This is a genomic window from Tibeticola sediminis (assembly GCF_003843835.1).
In the GTDB taxonomy this organism is placed as follows: domain Bacteria; phylum Pseudomonadota; class Gammaproteobacteria; order Burkholderiales; family Burkholderiaceae_C; genus Tibeticola; species Tibeticola sediminis.
Window position 1 is genome coordinate 538,583 of record NZ_RKQL01000001.1, and the last position, 22,585, is coordinate 561,167.

At 67.3% G+C, this 22,585-nt stretch carries 26 protein-coding genes; 13 read left to right on the forward strand and 13 right to left on the reverse strand.

Annotated elements, in window-relative coordinates; all coding sequences use genetic code 11:
• Nucleotides 1-3 precede the first annotated feature (3 nt).
• On the reverse strand, nt 4-1,224 hold the full coding sequence (gene coaBC / locus EDC62_RS02530) for a bifunctional phosphopantothenoylcysteine decarboxylase/phosphopantothenate--cysteine ligase CoaBC (RefSeq protein WP_124220114.1): 1,221 nt from the start codon (nt 1,222-1,224) through the stop codon (nt 4-6).
• A 165-nt stretch (nt 1,225-1,389) separates the two neighbouring features.
• Between coaBC and EDC62_RS02535 the strand changes: the two genes are divergently transcribed.
• The 11 genes from EDC62_RS02535 (at nt 1,390) to EDC62_RS02585 (ending at nt 8,798) form a co-directional block, all read left to right on the forward strand.
• Nucleotides 1,390-3,057 carry a CTP synthase gene (locus EDC62_RS02535; protein ID WP_124220117.1) on the forward strand — a complete coding sequence of 556 codons (1,668 nt, stop codon included), beginning with the start codon at nt 1,390-1,392 and terminating at the stop codon, nt 3,055-3,057.
• A gap of 10 nt (nt 3,058-3,067) precedes the next feature.
• The gene (kdsA, locus tag EDC62_RS02540; protein ID WP_124220120.1) at nt 3,068-3,949 is read left to right on the forward strand and encodes a 3-deoxy-8-phosphooctulonate synthase; all 882 of its coding nucleotides are present in this window, start codon (nt 3,068-3,070) and stop codon (nt 3,947-3,949) included.
• Between the two features lie 8 nt (nt 3,950-3,957).
• Complete coding sequence (locus EDC62_RS02545) at nt 3,958-4,152, forward strand: hypothetical protein (RefSeq protein WP_124220123.1); 195 nt, start codon at nt 3,958-3,960, stop codon at nt 4,150-4,152.
• 31 nt (nt 4,153-4,183) lie between these two features.
• Nucleotides 4,184-4,474 carry a DUF1330 domain-containing protein gene (locus EDC62_RS02550; RefSeq protein WP_124220126.1) on the forward strand — a complete coding sequence of 97 codons (291 nt, stop codon included), beginning with the start codon at nt 4,184-4,186 and terminating at the stop codon, nt 4,472-4,474.
• Entirely contained in the window at nt 4,474-4,728 is a 255-nt protein-coding gene (locus EDC62_RS02555) for a hypothetical protein (RefSeq protein ID WP_124220129.1), read from the forward strand. The genes EDC62_RS02550 and EDC62_RS02555 overlap by 1 nt, the downstream gene beginning before the upstream one ends.
• A 43-nt stretch (nt 4,729-4,771) precedes the next feature.
• Entirely contained in the window at nt 4,772-6,055 is a 1,284-nt protein-coding gene (gene eno, locus EDC62_RS02560; RefSeq protein ID WP_124220132.1) for a phosphopyruvate hydratase, read from the forward strand.
• 42 nt (nt 6,056-6,097) lie between these two features.
• Complete coding sequence (locus EDC62_RS02565) at nt 6,098-6,373, forward strand: septum formation initiator family protein (protein WP_124220134.1); 276 nt, start codon at nt 6,098-6,100, stop codon at nt 6,371-6,373.
• A 48-nt stretch (nt 6,374-6,421) separates the two neighbouring features.
• Nucleotides 6,422-7,042 (forward strand): nicotinamide riboside transporter PnuC, encoded by a 621-nt coding sequence (pnuC, locus tag EDC62_RS02570; RefSeq protein ID WP_124220136.1) that lies wholly within the window; start codon nt 6,422-6,424, stop codon nt 7,040-7,042.
• On the forward strand, nt 7,039-7,719 hold the full coding sequence (locus tag EDC62_RS02575) for an AAA family ATPase (protein ID WP_124220139.1): 681 nt from the start codon (nt 7,039-7,041) through the stop codon (nt 7,717-7,719). Before pnuC ends, EDC62_RS02575 begins: the two co-directional genes overlap by 4 nt.
• 76 nt (nt 7,720-7,795) lie before the next feature.
• Nucleotides 7,796-8,551 carry a DUF4395 family protein gene (locus tag EDC62_RS02580; RefSeq protein ID WP_124220142.1) on the forward strand — a complete coding sequence of 252 codons (756 nt, stop codon included), beginning with the start codon at nt 7,796-7,798 and terminating at the stop codon, nt 8,549-8,551.
• Nucleotides 8,552-8,609: 58 nt separating this feature from the next.
• Complete coding sequence (locus EDC62_RS02585) at nt 8,610-8,798, forward strand: hypothetical protein (protein WP_124220145.1); 189 nt, start codon at nt 8,610-8,612, stop codon at nt 8,796-8,798.
• Between the two features lie 2 nt (nt 8,799-8,800).
• Here EDC62_RS02585 and hslO read toward each other — a convergent pair whose 3' ends face one another.
• Both hslO and EDC62_RS02595 read right to left on the reverse strand, forming a co-directional pair.
• Nucleotides 8,801-9,781 carry an Hsp33 family molecular chaperone HslO gene (gene hslO / locus EDC62_RS02590; protein ID WP_124220148.1) on the reverse strand — a complete coding sequence of 327 codons (981 nt, stop codon included), beginning with the start codon at nt 9,779-9,781 and terminating at the stop codon, nt 8,801-8,803.
• An 18-nt stretch (nt 9,782-9,799) separates the two neighbouring features.
• Nucleotides 9,800-10,324, reverse strand: coding sequence for a gamma carbonic anhydrase family protein (locus tag EDC62_RS02595; protein WP_124220150.1), 525 nt, complete (start codon nt 10,322-10,324; stop codon nt 9,800-9,802).
• Between the two features lie 46 nt (nt 10,325-10,370).
• Between EDC62_RS02595 and EDC62_RS02600 the strand changes: the two genes are divergently transcribed.
• Nucleotides 10,371-11,168 carry a ferritin-like domain-containing protein gene (locus EDC62_RS02600; protein WP_124220153.1) on the forward strand — a complete coding sequence of 266 codons (798 nt, stop codon included), beginning with the start codon at nt 10,371-10,373 and terminating at the stop codon, nt 11,166-11,168.
• 11 nt (nt 11,169-11,179) lie between these two features.
• Here the strand turns inward: EDC62_RS02600 and xerD are convergent, their stop codons facing one another.
• Complete coding sequence (gene xerD / locus EDC62_RS02605; RefSeq protein ID WP_124220155.1) at nt 11,180-12,124, reverse strand: site-specific tyrosine recombinase XerD; 945 nt, start codon at nt 12,122-12,124, stop codon at nt 11,180-11,182.
• Nucleotides 12,125-12,168: 44 nt separating this feature from the next.
• Here xerD and EDC62_RS02610 point away from each other — a divergent pair, with 44 nt between their 5' ends.
• Nucleotides 12,169-13,080, forward strand: coding sequence for an AEC family transporter (locus tag EDC62_RS02610; RefSeq protein WP_124220158.1), 912 nt, complete (start codon nt 12,169-12,171; stop codon nt 13,078-13,080).
• Nucleotides 13,081-13,281: 201 nt separating this feature from the next.
• On the opposite strand, the gene EDC62_RS02615 is transcribed toward EDC62_RS02610, so the two are convergent.
• The 9 genes from EDC62_RS02615 to queG all read right to left on the reverse strand — a co-directional run bounded on the left by EDC62_RS02615 (nt 13,282) and on the right by queG (nt 22,574).
• Complete coding sequence (locus EDC62_RS02615) at nt 13,282-14,022, reverse strand: c-type cytochrome (protein WP_124220161.1); 741 nt, start codon at nt 14,020-14,022, stop codon at nt 13,282-13,284.
• A gap of 13 nt (nt 14,023-14,035) precedes the next feature.
• A complete protein-coding gene (locus tag EDC62_RS02620) occupies nt 14,036-15,382 on the reverse strand; it encodes an NAD(P)/FAD-dependent oxidoreductase (protein WP_124220163.1) in 1,347 nt (448 codons plus the stop codon).
• Nucleotides 15,383-15,390: 8 nt separating this feature from the next.
• Entirely contained in the window at nt 15,391-15,885 is a 495-nt protein-coding gene (locus tag EDC62_RS02625; protein ID WP_124220166.1) for a c-type cytochrome, read from the reverse strand.
• A 24-nt stretch (nt 15,886-15,909) separates the two neighbouring features.
• Nucleotides 15,910-17,139, reverse strand: a complete 1,230-nt coding sequence (locus tag EDC62_RS02630; RefSeq protein ID WP_124220169.1) for a hypothetical protein — start codon at nt 17,137-17,139, stop codon at nt 15,910-15,912.
• A 4-nt stretch (nt 17,140-17,143) separates the two neighbouring features.
• Entirely contained in the window at nt 17,144-18,532 is a 1,389-nt protein-coding gene (locus EDC62_RS02635; protein ID WP_124220172.1) for a c-type cytochrome, read from the reverse strand.
• Nucleotides 18,533-18,800: 268 nt separating this feature from the next.
• Nucleotides 18,801-19,526, reverse strand: coding sequence for a hypothetical protein (locus tag EDC62_RS02640; RefSeq protein WP_245968718.1), 726 nt, complete (start codon nt 19,524-19,526; stop codon nt 18,801-18,803).
• A complete protein-coding gene (locus EDC62_RS02645) occupies nt 19,523-20,509 on the reverse strand; it encodes an MlaD family protein (protein WP_245968719.1) in 987 nt (328 codons plus the stop codon). Before EDC62_RS02645 ends, EDC62_RS02640 begins: the two co-directional genes overlap by 4 nt.
• A complete protein-coding gene (locus EDC62_RS02650; RefSeq protein ID WP_124220174.1) occupies nt 20,509-21,291 on the reverse strand; it encodes an ABC transporter permease in 783 nt (260 codons plus the stop codon). The genes EDC62_RS02645 and EDC62_RS02650 overlap by 1 nt, the downstream gene beginning before the upstream one ends.
• 167 nt (nt 21,292-21,458) lie before the next feature.
• The gene (gene queG, locus EDC62_RS02655) at nt 21,459-22,574 is read right to left on the reverse strand and encodes a tRNA epoxyqueuosine(34) reductase QueG (RefSeq protein ID WP_245968748.1); all 1,116 of its coding nucleotides are present in this window, start codon (nt 22,572-22,574) and stop codon (nt 21,459-21,461) included.
• Nucleotides 22,575-22,585: the final 11 nt, after the last annotated feature.

The following is a 22,585-nucleotide window of genomic DNA, read 5'->3' on the forward strand; positions in this document are numbered from 1 at the left end:
GGTTCAGGGCGTGGCGGAAAGCCGCCGTGCGAGTTCGGCCACGAGCAGGCGGGCCAGCTCGGTCTTGGGCGCGCGTGGCAATGCCATGCTGCCCTCGGCGTCGACGAGCAGCAAGGCATTGTCATCGCGCCCAAAGGTCTCGGGGCCGATGTTGCCGACGAGCAGCGGCACGCCTTTGCGCGCGCGCTTTTCCTCGGCGTGGCGCTGCAGGTCGTGGCTTTCGGCCGCGAAGCCCACGCAGTAGAGCGCGCCGCTGCGCGAGCGCGGCAGCGCGGCGACGGTCGCCAGGATGTCGGGGTTTTCGGTGAACGAGAGTGTCGGCGTGCGGCCACTGGCGTCCTTCTTGATCTTTTGCTCGCTGACCTGAGCCGGTCGCCAGTCGGCCACCGCTGCCGTCGCGATGAACACATCCGCGGCCTCGACCTCGGCCAGCACCGCCTCGAGCATGTCGCGCGCCGAGACGACATCGATGCGCTGCACGCCGCGCGGCGTGGCCAGCGCCACCGGCCCGGCCACCAGCGTGACCTCGGCGCCGGCCTCCCACGCGGCCTGCGCCAGCGCAAAACCCATCTTGCCGCTCGAGCGGTTGGTGAGGCCGCGCACCGGGTCGATCGCCTCCCAGGTCGGCCCGGCGGTGATGAGCACCCGCCGTCCGGCGAGCCGCTGCGGGCTCAGCACGCGACGCAGTTCGGCGACGATTTCATGTGGCTCGAGCATGCGACCGTCGCCCGTCTCGCCACAGGCCTGCGCGCCAACCCCCACATCGAGCACCTGCGCACCGTCGGCGCGCAACTGCGCCACATTGCGTTGGGTCGCTGGGTGCGCCCACATCTCGCGGTTCATCGCGGGAGCGAGGACGAGCGGCACCCGTTCGGCCGGCCGCGCGAGACACAAGAGACTCAGCAACTCATCGGCGCGGCCTTGCGCCAGCCGCGCCATGAAGTCGGCGCTGGCCGGCGCGATCAGCACCACGTCGGCCTCGCGGCCGAGGTTGATGTGGGCCATCGCGTTGGGCGCGCGCAGGTCCCACTGCGAGCCATAGACCGGCTGACCTGAGAGCGCCTGCATCGTCACCGGGGTGATGAAGTGCTCGGCGGCCTCGGTCATGACCACCTGCACGGTGGCGCCCGCTTTGATGAGCTGGCGACAGAGCTCCGCGGCCTTGTAGCAGGCCACGCCGCCGCTCAAGCCGAGCACGATGTGTTTTCCATGCAAGACATCCATGCGGCCAATATACCAACCCGCCGCCCGCGCGCCGGGATGCGACATCTGCCACGGCGCGCGACCGATACGCTCAGCGGCGCCCTCCGGACAAACCCGCAGCGCGGAGACGCACGCGCCTATAATCCACCTTTACCACCTCCCTCGGGCCATCTGCCCGACCCTGACATGACCAAATTCGTCTTCGTCACCGGCGGTGTGGTGTCTTCCCTGGGCAAGGGAATCGCCTCAGCCTCCCTTGCCGCGATCCTCGAATCGCGCGGCCTCAAAGTCACCCTCATCAAGCTCGACCCGTACATCAACGTCGACCCGGGCACGATGAGCCCGTTCCAGCACGGTGAAGTGTTCGTCACCGACGACGGCGCCGAAACCGATCTGGACCTCGGGCACTATGAGCGTTTCATCACCACGCGCATGAAGCGCGCCAACAACTTCACCACCGGCCAGATCTACAAGAGCGTGCTCGAGAAGGAACGCCGCGGCGACTATCTCGGCAAAACCGTGCAGGTGATCCCCCACGTCACCAACGAGATCCAGGAATTCATCCGCCGCGGCGCCGGCGTGGACACGCCCGACGCGGTGGACGTGGCCATCGTCGAAATCGGCGGCACCGTGGGCGACATCGAATCGCTGCCCTTCCTTGAGGCGGCGCGCCAGATGAGCCTGCGCCTCGGGCCCAACAATGCGGCCTTCGTACACCTGTCTTACGTGCCCTGGATCGCCGCCGCCGGCGAGCTCAAAACCAAGCCCACGCAGCACACCGCACAAAAGCTGCGCGAGATCGGCATCCAGGCCGACGCGCTGCTGTGCCGCGCCGACCGTCCCATTCCCGAGGACGAGCGCGCGAAGATCAGCCTGTTCTCCAACGTCCCCGAATGGGGCGTGATCTCCATGTGGGATGTCGACACCATCTACAAGGTGCCGCGCATGCTGCATGAACAGGGCCTCGACGGGCTCATTTGCGACAAACTGCGGCTCAACACCCCGCCGGCCAACCTGCGCCGCTGGGATGCGCTGGTCTATGAAGTCGAGCATCCGCAGGGTGAGGTGAGCATTGCGATGGTGGGCAAGTATGTCGACCTGACCGACAGCTACAAGTCGGTCAACGAAGCGCTGCGCCACGCGGGCATGAAAAACCATGTGCGCGTCAAAATCGACCACATCGATTCCGAAACCATCGACGAAGCAAGCGTCGCCCGGCTCGCCAAGTACGACGCCATCCTCGTGCCCGGCGGCTTTGGCAAGCGCGGCATCGAAGGCAAGATCCGCACCGCCCGCTACGCCCGCGAGCATCGTCTGCCCTACCTCGGCATCTGCCTCGGCATGCAAGTGGCCACGATCGAGTTCGCGCGCCATGTCGCAGGGCTCGAAGGCGCCAACAGCACCGAATTCGACCCGGACACGCCGCATCCGGTGATTGCGCTCATCGACGAATGGCTCGACGCCGACGGCACCGTGCAAAAACGCGATGCCCAGACCGACCTCGGCGGCACCATGCGCCTGGGCGCGCAGAGCGCGGACGTGCTGCCCGGCACGCTCGCCTACCAGATCTATGGCCCGGTCGTGACCGAGCGGCACCGCCACCGCTACGAAGCCAACACGCAGTACCTGGACCGGCTGCGCGCAGCCGGCCTCGTGATTTCGGCGCTCACCCAGCGCGAGCAGCTCACCGAAATCGTCGAGTTGCCGCAGGCGGTGCACCCGTGGTTCATCGGCGTGCAGTTCCACCCGGAATTCAAGTCCACCCCGTGGGACGGGCACCCCTTGTTCAACGCCTTTATCCGCGCCGCGCTCGAGCATCAGGCGAGCCGCGCCGAGCTCAAAGCCGTCGCCTGAAGAAACACCCATGAAACTCTGCGGCTTCGACGTCGGCCTCGACCATCCCTTCTTCCTCATCGCCGGCCCCTGCGTCGTCGAAAGCGAGCAACTGCAAATGGACGTCGCGGGCCAGATCCGTGACATCACCGCGGCGCTCGGCATCCCGTTCATCTTCAAGAGCAGCTACGACAAGGCCAACCGCTCCTCGGGCGCGAGCTTTCGCGGCCCCGGCATGGAGCGCGGCCTTGAAATCCTCGCCAAGGTGCGCCGCGAGATCGGCGTGCCGGTGCTCACCGACGTGCATACCGAGGGTGAGATTCCCGCCGTCGCTGAGGTGGTGGACGTGCTGCAAACGCCGGCCTTTCTGTGCCGACAGACCGACTTCATCCGTGCAGTGGCGCAGTCGGGCAAGCCCGTCAACATCAAAAAGGGGCAGTTCCTCGCGCCGCACGACATGAAAAACGTCATCGACAAGGCCCGCGCTGCCGCGCGCGAAGCGGGCCTGGACGAAGACCGCTTCATGGCCTGCGAGCGCGGCGTGAGCTTTGGCTACAACAACCTGGTCTCGGACATGCGCAGCCTGGCCATCATGCGCGAGACCGCGGCGCCCGTCGTGTTCGACGCCACCCACTCGGTGCAACTGCCCGGTGGCCAGGGCACGAGTTCGGGCGGGCAGCGCGAGTTCGTCCCGGTGCTCGCACGCGCGGCCGTGGCCGTGGGCGTCGCCGGCGTGTTCATGGAGACCCACCCCGACCCTGCCCACGCCCTCTCCGACGGGCCCAACGCCGTACCGCTCAAGCACCTGCGCGCGCTGCTCGAGTCGCTGCAGGAACTCGACGCCGTCACCAAGCGACGCGGTTTCCTCGAGCAGCATTTCAACCTAAATCCGGCAGTTGACCGCTTTTCGTGAAACGCAAGGTGTTGACGCTTCAACAATTTTCGGTGCGGATGCCGTTCACCGCTTGGGTGAGCGCTGCGCACCCGTTCGTGTCGCCCTCGGGCGCGGGGGCGGCGTTGCAAATCCTCGCCATGGCACCCGCCATGGCTGCGGTTTGCGCCTTGCCCGCGCGCCCGATGACGACCCGCCCGGGTGCGCCCAACTGCCGGATTTAGGTTCAACGACTGACCCTCTCCACCGAACCCCATGCCCAGCGCTTACGTCATCGCCGATGTCACCGTCACGAACCCGGAACAGTATGCGCAGTACCGCACGCTCTCCTCGATCGCCATCGAGCGCCATGGCGCGGAAATCTGCGTGCGCGGCGGCGCGACGGTCACGCTCGAAGGCGACTGGACGCCTGGGCGCATCGTGGTGCTGAAGTTCCCCAGCCTCGCGGCGGCGCAGGCTTTCTACGACAGCCCCGAGTACCGCGCCGCGCGGGCCGCGCGCGAAGGCGCGTGCGTCATGCGCATGATCGCGGTGGAGGGCGTCTGATGCGCTTGCCACGCAGCTTCGGCGGCCGCATCGTTTTCGTGGTGGCGGCTGCGGTTCTGCCGGCGCTGGCGGCCTGGCTCATCGGCCAGGCTTGGTGCGTGCCCGCCGAGCACGCGGCCGCGCTCGATGCCGCCGACACCAGCGGCGCGCGCGGCTGCTGGGAGCCGGTGGCGGCCGCCATGCTGCTCGGCGGCCTGGGCTGGCTCACGGGCTGGATCGTGCTGCTGCGCCAACCCGAGCCGCCCTCACCCTGAATTCCCTCTTCTTTTTCCCCGATTCCTTTGAAAGGACTACTGCATGAGTGCCATCGTTGACATCGTCGGTCGCGAGATTCTCGACAGCCGCGGCAACCCCACCGTCGAATGCGACGTGCTGCTCGAGAGCGGCACCATGGGCCGCGCCGCGGTTCCGTCGGGCGCATCGACCGGCACCCGCGAGGCCGTGGAGCTGCGCGACGGCGACAAGAGCCGCTACGGCGGCAAGGGCGTGCTCAAAGCCGTCGAGCACATCAACACCGAAATCAGCGAAGCGGTGCTGGGCCTCGATGCGTCGGAGCAAGCCTTCCTCGACAAGACCCTGATCGACCTCGACGGCACCGAGAACAAGAGCCGCCTGGGCGCCAACGCCATCCTCGCCGTGTCGATGGCGGTCGCCCGCGCCGCGGCCGAGGAATCGGGCCTGCCGCTGTACCGCTACTTCGGCGGCATGAACGGCTGCCAGCTGCCGGTGCCGATGATGAACGTCATCAACGGCGGCGCGCACGCCAACAACAACCTCGACCTGCAAGAGTTCATGATCGTGCCGGTGGGCGCGCCGAGCCTGCGCGAGGCGCTGCGCTGGGGCGCCGAGACCTTCCACGCGCTCAAGAAAATCATCCACGACCGCGGCATGAGCACCGCCGTCGGTGACGAGGGTGGCTTTGCGCCCAGCGTGGCCAGCCACGAAGCGGCCATCCAACTCATCCTCGAGGCAATCAGCAACGCCGGCTACACGGCGGGCGAGCAGATGGCCATCGCCATCGACTGCGCGGCCAGCGAGTTCTACAAAGACGGCCAGTACCACCTCGCCGGCGAGGGCCTGACGCTGTCGGCGCAGGAGTGGACGAACGTGCTCGAGACCTGGGTGGACAAGTATCCCATTATCTCCATCGAAGACGGCATGGCCGAGGGCGACTGGGAAGGCTGGCAGCTGCACACCGAACGCCTGGGCAAGAAGGTGCAGCTCGTGGGCGACGACCTGTTCGTCACCAACACGAAGATCCTCAAGCAAGGCATCGAGCGCGGCGTCGCCAACTCCATCCTCATCAAGATCAACCAGATCGGTACGCTGACCGAGACCTTCGCCGCCATCGAAATGGCCAAGCGTGCGGGCTACACCGCCGTCATCAGCCACCGCTCGGGCGAGACCGAGGACAGCACGATCGCCGACATCGCCGTGGGCACCAACGCCGGGCAGATCAAGACCGGCTCCATGAGCCGCAGCGACCGCATGGCCAAGTACAACCAACTGCTGCGCATCGAGGAAGACCTGGGCGACGTGGCCATCTACCCCGGCCGCGCGGCGTTCTACAACCTGCGCTGAAGCCGCGGCTGGCCCTGCGCACGCGCCGCCCACGGAACGCTCATGACCGCTCGCGTCGTTGCCGCCGTCCTGGTCGTTCTGCTGGGGGTGTTCCACGCCCAGCTGTGGTTTGGCCGCGGCAGCATTCCCGAGGTGCAACGCCTGCGGGAACGCCTGGCCGCGCAACGCCTGGCCAACGAGGAGGCGCGCGCGGCCAACGCCCGGCTGGCCGCAGAAGTGCAGGACCTGCGTGAAGGCCTCGAAATCGTCGAGGAGATCGCGCGCTCGGAGTTGGGCATGGTCAAGCCCAACGAAATCCTGGTCCAGTTCGGCCCCTGACGCCGACGCCTGCGCCCAGCGCGGCCAGCCCAGCGCAGCCCCTTGCTCATGCCCGATTGGCTTTTCACCCCTGCCTTCACCGCCTGGGGCAGTCCGACCACCTGGCTCGAGATCGTCGCCTTCGCGCTCTCGCTGGCCATGGTCGCGTGCAACATCCGCGAAATCCACTGGGGCTGGCCGCTGGCGGCCGTCGCCTCGCTGCTGTATTTCGGCCTGTTCTGGCGCAGCCGACTCTATGGTGACGCGGCGCTGCAGATCTTCTTCGCGGTGATGGCGTTCTGGGGCTGGGCGCAGTGGTTGCGCGGCTCACGCGGCAACGGGCAGCCGCTGAGGGTCGCACGGCTCAGCGCCGCTGGCTGGCGCGCACTGATCGGCAGCGCCGTGCTGCTGTGGCCGGCCACGGGCTTATTCCTGGCACGCTACACCGACACCGACGTGCCCTGGTGGGATGCATTCCCGACGGCGTTGAGCCTGATTGGGCAGGTGCTGTTGGGCCGTAAATACCTCGAAAACTGGCTGGTCTGGATCGCGGTCAATGGGGTGAGCGTCGCACTCTTTGCCTGGAAGGGGCTGTGGCTCACTGCCCTGCTCTACCTGCTGTTCATCGGCCTGTCCGTCGTCGGCTGGCGCGCCTGGCGCGCCGCCCTCGAACCCGCCGCACAGCCATGACCACGACGCCCAGCCGGCCGCAGCGCATCGCGGTACTCGGTGCCGAGAGCACCGGCAAGACGGCTCTGACCGTCGCCTTGGCCGACGCCTTGCGCGCGCGCGGCCTCGAGGCGGTGGTCGTCCCGGAATACCTGCGCGAATGGTGCGACCGGGCCGGCCGCACGCCCGAGCCGCAGGAACAGCGCGACATCGCGCGCGAGCAGGCCCGGCGGGTGCTGGCCGTGCGCGACGCAGACTTCGTCATCGCCGACACCACGCCGCTCATGACCGCGGTCTACAGCGAACGGCTGTTTGGCGACCGCTCGCTGCATCCCTTTGCGCTCGCGCACCAGCGGCAATACGACCTGACCCTGCTCACCGGCCTCGACCTGCCCTGGGTGCCCGACGGCATTCAGCGCGACGGCCCCCACGTGCGCGAGCCGGTCGACACCCTGCTGCGCACGGCCCTGCACCAGTCGGGCCAGCCTTGGCAGGTGATCTATGGGCATGGCGTAGCCCGGCTGCAGCGAGCCCTCGATGCTCTTTTTTTCAGAGCACTTCAAACCCATTCCACGCCGGCGCCTGACCGAAACCCGTCGGAAGCCACATTGGCGCATGGTCGCTGGATGGCGCTGTGTCCGCACTGTGGCGACGCCGCAGCCGAGCGGCGCTTGTTTCGCGGCATGGGTAGGTATTGACCCTGATCAACGTCGGGATCGGGCAGGAGTAAGCTTGGGGCTCCACATATACCCCCGGCTGTATCAAGGAGGCCCCATGACTGCTGCCACGATCTTTCAGGCACCACGCCATCGCGGTGTCGGTTGGCGCCACGCGCTGCGCCACCTGTGGTTTCGCAGCCCCGACGACGCCGAGCCGATGATCAACGAGGTGGCCGTGCGCATCCGCGCGGGCATCTTGCTGTTCATTCCGCTCTTCATGCTCTACACCCTGCTCGATGTGGTGTACGGCAGCCGCTGGGAAGTCACGGGCAATGTCATCCAAGACACCTTCGACACCGATTTCGACGGCCGCGTGCTCTACATGGTGGAGGCCGTGCGCCGGGTCTACGACTACACCGTGCAGTCGCGGCTGCTGGCCTACGCGTTCTTCGAAATGATCGTGGCGATGTTCCCGGCGACGACCCGGCTCTCACCCACGGTCTGGATCGCCAGCCTGCTCGCTGCGAACAAGCCGCCGGTCTGGAAACCGCTCGCGCCCAAGCGCATGGCTTGGAGCATCGGCGCGACGATGATCGCCGTCTGCTGGATCTTCTTCAACCCCGACACCTTCGCGGGCTGGGTGAACACCGTGACGATGCACGAATGGCTGCCCACCACCTCGAACTACATGCCGCGCTGGATTCCGCTGGTGGCCGTCGGCGTCTGCGTGGGCTTCATGTGGATGGAGACGGTGCTGGGCGTCTGCGTGGGCTGCGAGCTGCATGCGCTGCTCGCGAAACTGGGCGTGTTCAAGCAAGAGTGCGAGGCCTGCAACAACCTCGACTTCGGTGCTCCGCCCTCGTCGCCGTGAGGATCGTTCTCAGCCTAAATCCGGCAGTTGACCGCTACTCGCGAAAAGCAAGGTGTTGATGTTTCAACAATTTTCGGTGCGCAGGCCGTTCACCGCTTGGGTGAGCGCTGCGCACCCGTTCGAGCCGCCCTCGGGCCCGGGGGCGGCGTTGCAAATCCTCGCCATGGCACCCGCCATGTCTGCGGTTTGCGCCTTGCCCGCGTGCCCGATGACGACCCGCCCGGGCGCGCCCAACTGCCGGATTTAGGCTCACTGCACCTGTGGCCCCACGGGGGGCTGCCCGACGGCGGGAACGAACAACTGCGTCGCTTCGATCGGGTCGAAGCGGTATTGCTGACCGCAAAATTCGCAGCCGACCTCGACCTGGCCTTGCTCATCGACGATGCTGCGTACCTCGTCTGCGCCGAGCGAACGCAGCATCTGCGCCACGCGCTCTCGGCTGCAGCTGCAGCCGAACCGCGGCCCGGATGGCCCCAGCAGCGGCTCGAAACGCTCGATCGGTTCCTGCCAGAACAGGCGGCGCAGAATGGTCTCGCTGTCGAGCCCCAGCAACTCCTGGGGTGTGAGGCTCTTGGCCAGCATGGCCATACGCGCGTAGTCGTCGTCGGCTTCCTCGCCGTGCGCCCGCACGGGTGCCCCAACGGCTGCCGTGCCGCCCTGCGCCGGCAAACGTTGAATCAACAAGCCCGCCGCGACCCGGTCGTCGGCGGCCAACACCAGCGTCGTATCGAGCTGCTCGGACTGCCGCATGTAGTGCTCGAGCACCTCCGCGAGCCGCTCGAGCCGCCGCCCAGCCTCATCGACCAGCGGAACGAGCCCCTGGTAGGGCTGTTGCCCCGGCTGCCGCCCCTGCGGGTCCAGCGTCACCGCGCAACGCCCGCGTCCGTGCTGGTTGACCATGGTGCTCAGCGTCGCGCCCTCGGGCACCTCGCCCACGAGCGTGGCGGTGGCGCGAAAACGCATGCCGGGCTGTACTTCCACGACCGCCAGCTTCACCGGGCCGTCGCCGTGGATCTGCAAAATCAGCGCGCCATCGAACTTGATGTTTCCATACAGCAGCAGCGCCGCGGCGGTCATCTCGCCAAGCAGGGCCCGCACCGGCGCCGGGTACGCGCCGGTCGTCGCGTTGGCCGCGCGCCGCTCAAGCACCTCTTGCCACGCCTCGGTCAAGCGGACCAGCATGCCGCGCACGGGCATGCCTTGGAAATGAAATTTGTGCAGTTCGGACACGCAGCCGCCTTCTCGCCTTCAGGCGATTTTCTTGAGCCCCGCGCGAAAGCGCCTGGCGTTGTCGATGTAGTGCTGCGCGCTCTGGCGCAGTGCTTCGATTTGCTCGGGGCTGAGCGAGCGCACCACCTTGGCTGGGCTGCCCAGAATCATCGAGCCGTCGGGAAATTCCTTGCCTTCGGTCACGAGCGCGCCCGCGCCGACGAGGCAATGGCGGCCGATCTTCGCACCATTGAGCACGACCGCCCCGATGCCAATCAGCGATTCGTCGCCGATCGTGCAGCCGTGCAGCATCACCTGGTGCCCGACCGTGACCCGCGCACCGATGGTCAGCGGCTGGCCAATGTCGGCGTGCAACACGCTCGCATCCTGGATGTTGCTGCCCTCGCCGATGGTGATGCTCTCGGTGTCGCCGCGCACCACGGTGCCGAACCAGACGCTCGCGTCGGCGCCCAGACGTACGTTGCCGATGACCTCGGCGCTGTCGGCCACCCAGGCCGAGGGGTGACATTGCGGAGAAATGCCGTCGAGTTCGTAGAGTGCCATGGGGGTGCGCGAAAGCGTAGAAGCCGGGAACTCTAGAATTGTAGGGATGGAACTCCGACACGCGGCGCTGACGGCTCTTCAAACCGCCGATCCAGAAGAAAAATGCCAACTCGCCAGCGTGATTCGGGCACAGTTTGCGTCGTATTCAATAGCAATCGACCCCATCCCAGAGCCCCCGTCGCTGCCCGGCCGACCGGCCCAGCCCCGGCTTGTGCCGCCGCCAGAGGTGCCTCGCCGCTCCCCGTTCACGCCCGAGGGCCGCGCCGCGTTGATCCACGCGGTTTGCCACATCGAATTCAACGCCATCAACCTCGCGCTCGACGCCGTCTGGCGCTTTGCGGGTCTGCCCGCCGAGTACTACCGCGACTGGGTGCGCGTCGCCGCCGAGGAGGCCGAGCACTTCAGCCTGCTGCGCCGTCACCTGCAAAGCCTCGGCCACGACTATGGCGACTTTGCCGCGCACGATGGGCTTTGGGAGATGGCCGAGAAAACCCGTAACGACCCGGTGGCACGCATGGCGCTGGTGCCGCGCACGCTCGAAGCCCGAGGGCTCGATGCCACGCCCCTGATCCAGGCGCGGTTGCGGCAGGTGGGCACGCAGGACGCGCTCGAAGCCTGCGCGCTGCTCGACATCATCCTGCGCGACGAGGTCGGCCATGTGGCCATCGGCAACCGCTGGTACCGCTGGCTGTGCGCGCGCGACGGGCTCGACCCCCTCGCCCATTACAAAGGGCTCGCACGCACCCACCGCGCGCCCCGCCTCAAGCCCCCGTACAACGACGCTGCTCGCCGCGCCGCGGGGTTTACCGAGGCCGAATTGCAGGCGCTGCGAGACGCCGGCTGAGAGGCTGAGCTTCATCCCCGCGGATGATGCTGGGCGTGCAGCGTTTTGAGCCGCTCGCGGGCGATGTGGGTGTAGATGGTGGTGGTGGAAATATCGGCGTGCCCCAGCAGCAGTTGCACCGCGCGCAGGTCCGCGCCGTGGTTGAGCAGGTGCGTGGCGAACGCATGGCGCAGTGTGTGGGGTGAGAGCGGCGCGGTGATGCCGGCCTCGCGCGCATAGCGCTTGACGATTTGCCAAAACATCACCCGCGTCATCGCCGTACCCGGCCGCGCGCCGCTGGTGGTGACGAACAGGTCGTCGCTCTGGCGCCCACCGAGTAGCGCCTGGCGCGCCGACTGCAGATAGCGTTCGAGCCAATCTTGCGCCACCTCGCCAAACGGCACCAGACGCTCCTTGGCGCCCTTGCCCAAGACCCGCAGCACGCCCTCGCGCAGCCCGACATGGTGCAGCTTGAGGCCCACCAGCTCGCTCACCCGCAGGCCGCTGGCGTACATCAGCTCGAGCATGGTGCGGTCGCGCACACCCAGGGCGGTGCCCACATCGGGCGCGGCCAGCAGCGACTCGACCTGGGCTTCGCTCAGCGTGCGCGGCACACGCAAAGGCGTGCGCGCCGAGAGCAGTTTGAGCGTCGGATCGCGCTCGATGCGGCGTTCGCGCAGCGCCCAGCGGTAGTAGCGCTTGAACACCGTGAGCCGCCGGTTGGCCGAGGTGGCGCGGCTGCTGGCGTGGCGCTCGGCCATGTAGCGCTGCAGCCAGGCATCGGTGGCTGCATCCAGCGCCACGCCCTGGCCGTGCAGCCAGCGCGCGAGCTGCGTGAGGTCGCGCCGGTAGGCGGCCAGGGTGTTGGCGCTGAGCCCGTCCTCGAGCCACAACGCGTCGAGAAAAGCGTCGATGCCGGCATCGGGGGCGGTGGTGGCCGTGGTGGGCGGCGTGGCAGAACGGGTGGCGGCGGGCATGCGCGTGACAGAGGCGGCAACGGGGTGCCGCTATGCTCGCATGAATGGCAATGTTCTCCCTGCTGCTGCCCGACTTCACGCTGATTCTGCTGGGCTTCCTGGTCTGCCGTTACACCACCCTGGGCCGGCCGGTGTGGGTCGCGGTGGAGCAGTTGGTGTACTTCCTGCTGTTCCCGGTGCTGCTGTTTCAGTCGATCACCCGGTTCTCGCTCGATGTGTCGGCGGCCTCGCAGCTGATTGCCGCGGGCCTGGCGCTGGGCGTGGTCGGCATCGGCATGGCCTGGGGGCTGCCCCACCTGCCGGGCCTGGGGCGCCACCTGGAGGTGCGCAGCCATGCGGCCGCGGCCCAGGTGGCCTTTCGCTTCAACTCCTTCATCGGGCTGGCCCTGGCCGAGCGGCTGGCCGGGCCGCAGGGGCTGCAGTGGGTGTCGGTGCTGATCGGCGTGTGCGTGCCCTTGTTCAACGTGGCCGCCGTGTGGCCGATGGCGCGTCACGGCGGCCACGGGCTGCTGCGCGAACTCGTGCGCAACCCGCTGATCGTCGCCACCGCCTCGGGCCTGGTGGCCAGCCTCTCGGGCTGGCACCTGCCGGCGTGGATCGAGCCGGCGGCCACCCGCATTGGCGCAGCGGCGCTGGCGCTCGGCCTCATGAGTGCGGGCGCGGGCATGCAGCTCGGATCGCTCTCGCAGGCCCGCGCGCTCGCGGCCTCGGTGCTGGCGATCCGCCACCTGCTGCTGCCGCTGGCGGCGTTCGCGCTGGCGGTGACGCTGCAACTGCCGCACATCCAGGCGACCGTGCTGCTGATTTTCTCTGCCTTGCCCACGGCCTCGAGCGCCTATGTGCTGGCGGCCCGCATGGGCTACCCGGGCGGCTATGTGGCCGCGCTGGTCACGCTCTCCACCCTGCTGGGACTGCTGAGCCTGCCGCTCGCACTGGAGCTCGTCCGGCGGCTCTGAGAGGCTAAGAGGGAATTGGTCATGCCCGCTTTGACGTCCCAAAACACGCCAGAGGGCGTTGCAAATGCGCGCCGTAGCCCGAGCTACGGCTGTGCTTTGCGCCTACTCGGGCGCGTTTTGGGGCGCCCCTTCGGGCACGCCCAATTCCCTCTCAGCCTCTGAGGTGCGGCCGGCACCCAGCGATGCCGCCGGCATCCGGCCTCACTTCAGCTTCTGCGGCAGGTCGGCGTAGTAGGTGGCGAGCGCTTCGATCTCGCCGCGCGTGAGCTTCTTGGCAAAGGCGCTCATGCCCTTGGCTGCATCATTGGCACGCACGCCGCTTTGGTAGTCGAGCATGGTGCGCGTGAAGTACAAGGGGTTTTGCCCGGCCAAGGACGCCGCCTCGAACTTGCCGCCCGAGGCCTTCACACCGTGGCAGCTCGCGCAAGGCGTCAGCAGGCGCGTGGGATCGCCCTTGGTGACCAGTTGCTCGGCGCTGAGGCCGCCGCCCTTGGTGCCGGGGCGAGGCGTGCCGTCGTCACGCGGGGGCGTCTGCGCGGCGTAAAAGGCGGCGACGTCGGCCATCTGCTGCGGCGTCATCATCACCGCCACATCGTGCATCAGCGCGGCGCCTTTGTTTTCGCTACGCAAGCGGCTCTGGTAATCGAGCAGCATTTTCACGGTGTAGACGCTCTTCTGCCCGGCAAGGTGCGGCCAGTTCTGGGTGGGGGCGACACCGGTGTCGCCATGGCAGGAAGCGCAGAACAGCTGCTGGTTGACCACGCGGCCACGCTCGACATCGCCCTTGGGCAATGCGGCGAGGGCCTGCCGCAGGGCGGCGGGCGTCCAGGCCTTGGTAGCGGGTGTGGCCGCGGTTTCGTTGGCATGCGCCGATGTGTTCAGGGCTGCAGCCAACGCGAGCGAGAGGCCGGCGGCACGGGCCAGGGAAACGGAAGTGTTCATCGGGTGCGGCCTTTCACGCAAAGCAGTCCGAGGTGAAGGTGCGCAGCCAGGCTTGCTGGTAGCGCGCGCCGAGCTTGAGCTGTGCCGGCGTTGCCTTGAGAGGGAGATAGCGACTCTTGCCGTTGATGCGGCCGATCTTGCCGTCGACAATCTTGAACACATCGGCCACGAACAGCCCGTAGTCCTCGCCAGCGAGGGCGTAGCAGGTGTTTTCCCACAGCGGCTCGGGCGCCTGGCGGCCGGCGAGTTCCTCGACGATGGCGCGTGCCACCACCTTGGCCTGCGTGTTGGCCGAAAAGCCGCTCTTGGGCATGGCGTCAGCAATGCTGGCGTCGCCAATCACATGCACATCGGGCAGCAGTGTGGACGCGAAGTTGCGGCGGTTGACCGGGCAGAAGCCCGAGCTGTCGGTCAGGCCCAGCGTCCTGGCCACCTGGCCGGCGCGCATGGGCGGGATGACGTTGATCACATCGGCCTTGATGACCTCGGCCTCGGTCTCGATGGTCATCTTCTTCGCGTCGATCTTGAGCGTACGCCCGCCGTCCTTGCCGCGGACCCAGCTCAGCATGCCGGGCTTGGCATGCTGCTTGATCTCGACTTCGGCCTGCATCTTCTTCACATAGTCCGGCGGCAGGTTGAAGTTGTAGAGCCGGTTCCAACCGAGCAGCATGGTTTCGTCGGTCACGAAGCTGTCCTTCGGATCGACGATGATGACCTTGGCCGTGGGGTTGTGCTTCTGGAACCACTCGGTCATGAGCGAGGCGCGTTCATACGGCCCGGGCGGGCAGCGATAGGGGTTGGGCGGCGCAGCCAGGACGAAGGTTCCGCCCTCACGCATACCCTGCAGCTGCTTGGCCAGCAACGCGGTCTGCTCGCCGGGAATCCAGCCCGAGGGCACGGCCGTTCGGGCCACGGCCTCGCTGTAGCCCGCGTAGGCGTTGTACATCAGCTCGATGCCCGGCGAGACGATGAGGCGGTCGTAGCCGATCTTCTGCTTGCCAGCCGTGGTGACGACGTGTGCCGCCGCGTCGACGCCGGTGACGGTATCAAAGACGAACTCGATGCCGTAGCGGCTCTTGAGCGCGTCGTAACTGACGTTCAGGTCTTCCATCGAGACATGGCCGTTGAGCACCTCGGACGAGCCGTAGGGCCGCACATAGACCGGGTTCTTCTCGATGACGGTGACGCTGAGTTCGGGGTTGAACAGCTTGAGGTACTTGGCTGCAGTGGCACCGCCCACGCCGCCGCCGACGATGACGATACGGGCGCGGTTCTGTGCAAAGGCCAAGCTGGGCGCCGCCAGCACGCCGAGCGCACCCAAAGCCTGCCCGAGCCACGCGCGGCGCGTGGCGACATTCATGTTGTGCATCATTTCGCTCCTTGGCCGGCGGCAGCCGGGTTCGACGGCTTTTGTGCGGCGAAGAACTCACCCATGGCCTTGAGGTCGGCGTCGGTGAAGCCCTTGGCCACATGGCCCATGAGGGTCGCGCTGCGTTTGCCTTCGCGGAAATCAACCATCGTGCGCACGAACTGCTGCACCGGCATGCCCGCGAGCGGTTTGAAATACTCGTCGCCGAGTTGACCGTTGGTGCCGTGGCAGGCCGCACAGCTGTGCGCCATGATGGCTGCGGGCACCGGCTTCGGGTTGAGCGCCGGGCTCGGCGCGGGTGGCGGCGGTGCGGCGGCGGCCGGATTTGCTGCGGCAACTGGGGCTACCGCTGGGCCAGCGCCCGGCGCGGTTTGCGCCAGCGCTTTGACGCTGAGCGACGCCATCAGCGTGGCGCCCAGAGCGACGGCCAGAGACCAGGCCGCGACGTCTCGCAGCGGCAGGCGGGCCGGGGGGAGAGAAAAAAGGTACGTCATGTTGGGTTGACTCCTGCTCGGTCTTCAACGGGCCCAGACCCAAAAGCCCACGCCGAAATACAACAAGGTCCAGATCACCAGCAGGCTCACCGACCACTGGCCGATGCGGGTCACGCCCGCACTGGGCACGTACGGCCCATCGCCCTTGTGCTGGCCGGCCTTCCAGGCCACGGTCAACAAATACGCCAGCGTCATGCCGCCGAGCACGCCGAAGGTGATGAAGAACAGCAGCGTGCTGTACCAATCCATGGTGATGCGGTAGTCCAGCGCGTTGTAGCCGTGGCTGCCCAGCAGCGTAACGAAGCGCAGCACCTCGCGCGAAGCGCCGACCACGATCAGCGCCACGGCGCCGGCGCCAAAGATGGCGTAGCCCCAGAAACCCGTGTCGAGCTTCTCACGCAGTACCAGCGGCAAAGCAACCACGGCCAGCAGTGCTGCCAGCGCCATCCACATCCAGACCGAGCCAGCGAACCAGGCCATCTTTTCAGGCAGCGTCAGCATCCACACCGCGCCAATGACCACCGCCACCACTCCGCCCACTAGCATGAGCTGCTGCGCCAGCCCGCGCAGGAAGGCCAGATAGACGCCGTCAGATTCCTTGCCGCCTTGCAGATAACGGCGGTAGGCAAACAACCACGCCCCCGTCACCGGCGCCGACAGCGCAATGAAGAACAGGAAGCGGGGCAGGTGCGACAAATGCAGGCTGCGGCCACTGGGGTCGATCTGGCCGTTGGGGGCATACCAGTCCATCCACTGCTCGGGGAACAGCATCTGATAGGTGAGGCTGTGCACGATCCAGCCTACCGCCAGCAGCAGCGCGAGGGACAACACCATCCACCCGCCGCCCCGGCCACCTTCAGCCACGATGTCATGGTTCTTCCAGTAGAACACATACATCGCGATGTAGCCGGCGATAAGCAGCATGATGAAGCCGATCACCCACCAGGCCGAGAGCACGTTGGAGGTGTACCAGAACGGGTCGTAGATGACCTGCACGAACAACAGCGGCGCGACGCCGAGGACGATGGCCACCGACACCGCGATCTTGGCCGTGGTGATCATCGCAGCAGCCAGGCGGCGCCACTTCAGGTCGGTGCTAAAGGCGCCGCGCAGCGTGAGCGCAGCCGCCCCAAGCATGACCTGCACCGCAGCGATGTGCAGCGCGAAAGTGAGCACGCCCAGAATCAGGAACACCGCAGGGTGCGAGGGGACGCCCGCCTGGTCGCGCAACGCGTAGAGCATTTCAGGGGTCATGGCTTCACTCCTTGGCAGGCGCGGCAACACTGGCCTGCGCGGTGTTCACGCCCGCTTGAGGCGTGGTGGAGAGGATGTAGGCGGCAAGCGCACGGGCCTCGTCGTCCTTGAGCGGAATCTGCGGCATGTAGAGCGTGTTGCCGCCCGCCAGCGCAGCTTGCAGGTACTCGGCAATCTCCGATTCGGTGTGACTGCCGGCGAAGTAGTTACGCAGCGGCCGCATGCCGGTGGCTGAGAGCGAATGGCAGTTGGAACAGGTGGCCAGCGCAAGCGTGCGGCCGACTTCGAGCCGGTTGTCATCCGTCACTACGCGCTGGCCCTGCGGCACGAACACATGGGTTTGCAGGAAGCCATGCGCCTCGATCTTGGGAATCTCGGACTTCACGCCCATGCCTGGCACATCGGCGCCGACCACCTGGTTGGAATAGACGTACTGCCCAGCCACCCAGGGTTTGCGAATGGACTCGCGGGCCACCTCTTCAGGCCACAGGCCAAAGACCAGGATGACCACCGTCATCACCCCTGCCACGGCCGACACCAGCGCACGCGGCTGCACGAAGGTCAGCACAAAGTAAGCGAGCGTGCCGGCCACTACGGCCATCAGGGCGGTGGGGAAATAGGCGGGCAGGCGGTTCTGCAGCATCACATCCGCAGTAGGCGGCAGCGTGGCCAAGTACCACTGCAGCATGCCCGCGCCGCTCAGCGTGGCAACGATGCCCAGCACAGCGAGCTTGCGTGCGATGCTCTTCTTGAGTTCCGCATCCTCGAAGCGCGCGGCCACGATGCCGCCCACCACCGCGGCGATGCTGAACATGAAGGCCGTGCGCATGCCCAGTTGCGCGAAGGTGTTGGGACCATAGAAGGCGTTGAGCACGCCCCCCGCCTCGTTCCATTCGGGCTTACCCGGCCACATCATGAAGCTCAGAATGCCCACGATGATGAGCATGGTGGTGTAGGACGCCAGACCGAAGATCAGCGCCACACGGGTGTGGGTTTTCACGTCGATGCGGCCCACCAGGTAGACCAGCATGTACACACCCACCACCTCGATGACGAAGAAAACCCATTCGGTGGCCCACATCCAGACGAAGGAGTGGATCAGCGCCGAGATGCCACGGGGGCTGGCCACCGTAGTGGAGTACCAGATGCCCGGCCCGGTGATGGAACCCAGCACGTAGCTGAACACCAGCAGGAACAGGCCATAGCGGCGAATGAACTCCAGCAGCTTAGGCCTGTCGTGCCGGTAGGCATAGTTGGCCAGCCACGCAAAAAAGATGGCCGCGCCAACCGAGGTGTGTGAAAACAAAACGTGGGCCGTGGCGATGAGCCCCACGATCCAGCCACTACCGACGCCGGCTTCAAACCAGGTCGGATACAGACCAATCATCTCCATGGTTTTTGTTCGTCCTCTGCGGTCTCGCGGCGAAGGGATGTCCGCGCGCGAACCGCGAGAAGAGAAACAAGATCTGTGCCAAGCGGTAACGACAGCTGGGTTTGCGCTGGATCAATACTCAAAGCGGCAACCCTTTGATGTTCCGCAAAGACGGCTTCACTCGGCTGTCACACGCACTGCCACATTGCGCCAGAGTGGCAGTCGGCTGTCACATACCCCTGACAGTATAAAGACGAGACATGACAGACCGATGTCGGCCGGCAGCGTCTCAGCCGCCGTCGAATGCGAATCTCAGCAGCTCGAGTCGGCGGCCCAGTTGCGACGCGCGGGCCTCGTCCCCACGCAGGCTGGCCGCGCGAACGCCCGCCTGCAGCCAGGCGGCGAGCGCGCGCCGCCAGCCTTGGGCCGAGGCGGTGTCGATCGCGAGGTCGATGACGGCGGTGTCGACTCGGCCGGCCCGCAGCCAGACCGAGGCTGCAACCAGCCGCCCGAGCGGGTCCTCGATCCCGGCGATCAGCGCCGCACCCCCGGTGCTGGCGCCCGCGGGCGACAGCAAAGCACGCGCCACGGGCTGCTGGGCCTCGGGCAGCAAGGCGAGCGTCTCGGCCTGCGCGCGGCCCTGCAGCCAATCGGCATAGGCGCGATCGGCCGGCGGTGCGTCGGCACGCAGAGCCTCGAACGCGGGGCAGTCGCTCACGAGCAGGCTTGCCGCTTCGGCGGCGCAGCGCAGCAGTTCGAGCCGTGCGAGGCGGGCCGGATCGGCCGTGCGGGCGAGCTGCTGGCGGGCCCGCGCAAACTCGGCCTGCGCCACGCGGGTATCGGCATTGAGGATGGCGGCCAAGCCCCGGGTCGCGGCCGCATGGGACTCGAGCTTCCAGTCGGGCACGGGCGGTCCGCTGGCACAACCGGCGAGCAAGAGGCCGAACAACAGCCCCAGCCCGCCGCGACGCACGCTCGACGGCAGAGGCGGGAGCAGAAACGCTGCGGACCTCATGGCAGCCGCAGCTCCGGGTTGCGCGCAAACGGCCATTTGCGGTTGATTTCGTTCATCAAGTCTTCGACCCGCCGCAGGTTGCTCTCGACCTCGGCGCGCAGCGCACCCAAATCGGCCGTGCCTTCCTTCGCGTTGGCGGCGACGGCTTCGACCTGGGTCAGCACGGCGTCAAGTTTTTTGAGGCTAGCGCGGGTGTCAGCCAGCAGGCCGGAGACCTCGTCCACCGCCCCCCGCGAGGCGTTGACCAGCCCGCGCTCGCCGAATACCTGGGCGTCCGCCTTGGCGCCCAGCCCGTCGAGGCGCGCAAGCAGTGCGTTGGTGCGGTCCAGCGTGGTGAGCAGCCGGCGCGCATCGGCCTCGTTGCCGAACAGCACACCCAGCGCACCGCTCGGGCCTTTGATGCGGCCGGTAATCTCATGCACATCGGCAAGCGTCTGCGCCAGGGGCGCGTCGTGCGCCGTGAGCGCACGCACATTGGCGAGCAGGTCGCGCACGTCGCTGAGCAGCCGCGGGATCTGGGCGTTCGCGTCGCCGATGAGCAGTTCGCGCTCGGCGCCGTCGGGCAGCGGGGCAGCGCCGACCATGCCGGTGTAGGCGCGCAGCTTGGCGCCGCCGACCAAGCCACGTTCGAGCGTGAAGACGCTGGTTTCGCGCAGCCAATGCGCGTCCTTGCGCGCCACGTCGACGAGGATGCGCACCCGGCCGCTGGGCGCGAGCTCGATCCGGCTCACACGCCCGAGCGGAAAGCCCGCAAACGTCATGTCCATGCCGATGCTCACACCCTCGGAGTCATCGGCGACCAGCACGACCCGCTGCGTTTGCTCAAACACACCGCGGGCATAGAGCAAATAAAGCACCGAGGCGACGACGAGCGCCAGCACCGCCAGCACCAACCAGCGCGCACGGCGCGCGAGCCGCGGATCCGGCGCGGCCAGATCCGCGGCCGCAACACTTTCGTTCGATGAAGGCAAAGACGAGGACATCAAGCGTAGTTGACCATGAGCGAGCCGATTTCGATCAGCAAGATCAGTAAGAACATGCGCACGAGACTACCCACTTCAGAGAGTACGCCCGCGTTCCTGGAGCCGGCGATCCGCAAGGCCGACACCACGGGAACCAGCGAAACGCTCAAGCTGAGCGCGAGCGTCTTGAGCACGAACACCAGCGACACCGCCGGCGTGAATACCTGGCCGACCTTGCGGGTGTAGGCCGGCAGCGCGGCCAGCGTGAAACCGTGCACGACCAGATAGGCCAGCACCAGCGACACCGCGCAGCTCACCGCCGCGAGCGCCACCACCGCGAACACCCCGCCCACGACCCGCGGCGCCCCTTCGACCGCGAGCGGATCGCGCCCCTCGCGGCGCCAGGCGGCGAGCCGCTCGGGTGTGATTTGCGCTGCAAGCCGCACGCCTTCGGGCAACGTGATGCGTACCGCCACCGCCAGCGCGGCAATAAGCGGGATGAGCTCGAGCACCAGCACGCGCACCACCATGTCGAGCGCGTAGCGGTTCAAGCCGTAGCTCGCTGCGGTGACGACGACGATGCGGATCAACACCAAAGAGCCCACGGCTACGAGCACCGTGAACCAAGCCAACAGCGGCCCCGTGCCCAGCGCAATCTGCCGCACCAGCGTCGCGCGCACCGCCGGGTCGCGGTAGGTGGAAGGGCTCAAAGCCAACACTAGCACGAACGCAGCCAGCCGCAGCGACGCCCACGCAGCGCGCACGCGCTGCGACCCAAGCTGCAGGGCGGTCTGGTGCTTCATGGATGGATCATAGGGCAAGGTCATCGGACAGCCCGGTCTGCCACCGAGGCACGCTCACCGCCCGAGCCCGCTTACGACTGCAAAGGCAACGCTGAATAAGTTCCCGCGATGGCGCGCGCCCGGCCGCGGGATGGGATGCGAGGCGAAAACCGCAGCCATAGCCGTAGCTATGGCGAGGATTTGCAACGAAGCAGACCGCCCGCACCCGGGATGCGCGACGCGCGAGGGACTTGTTCAGCGTTGCCCAAAGCCCAGACCACATGCTCGCGCACGAGCGCGCTCGGGTGGCTCTGCCAGCGCTGCAGTGCGAGGCGCAAGGCCTCGGCCTCGGGCGCGCGGGGCTGCGCACGCAAAGCGTTGCCGGCAGCGACGGCCAGATTGCGCAGCCAGCGCACATGGCCGATGCGGCGGATGGCACTGCCTTCCGTGCGGCGCAAAAACTCGGCCTCGTCCCAGCCGAGCAGCGTCGTGATGGACGCGCCCGCAAAGCCGGGGCGCGGGTCGAAATCCGCCAGCATCGAGGGCTGCGCAAACTTGTTCCAGGGGCAGACCAGTTGGCAGTCGTCGCAGCCATAGATGCGGTTGCCCATCTGAACGCGCAACTCGGGCGGAATTGGGCCGTCGTGCTCGATGGTGAGGTAGGAGATACAGCGGCGGGCATCGAGCCGACCCGGCGCCAGAATAGCCTGCGTCGGGCAGACATCGATGCAGGCCCGGCAGCGGCCGCAGTGGGCACGGACCGGTTCGGTCACGGGCAAGGCAAGGTCGAGGTAAATCTCGCCCAGAAAGAACATCGAACCGGCGTCGCGGCTCAGGGCCAGCGTGTGTTTGCCGCGCCAGCCCAGACCGCTGCGCGTCGCCAGTTCGACCTCGAGCACCGGCGCCGAGTCGCAGAACACGCGGTACCCAAACGGGCCGATCACCTCGCCGATGCGCGTGGCCAGCGCCTGCAGCCGCGCGCGCAGCACCTTGTGGTAGTCGCGCCCCCGGGCATAGACCGACACCACGGCTTCCTGCGGCTGCGCCAGCCGCGCGCGCTCGGCTGCAGCCCAGCCGGCGGTCGTGCCCCGCGGCAAGTAGTCGAGCCGCGCGGTGAGTACGCGCACGGTGCCGGGCACCAGCTCTGCCGGGCGGGCGCGCTTGAGGCCATGCGCGGCCATGTAGTGCATCCCGCCGTGGAACCCGGCGGCAAGCCACGCACTCAAACCCGGCTCGGCATGGCGTAAATCGACGTCGCTCACGCCAATTTGGGACAATCCCAGCGCCCGCGCCCAAGCGCGGATCTGCTCGAGCA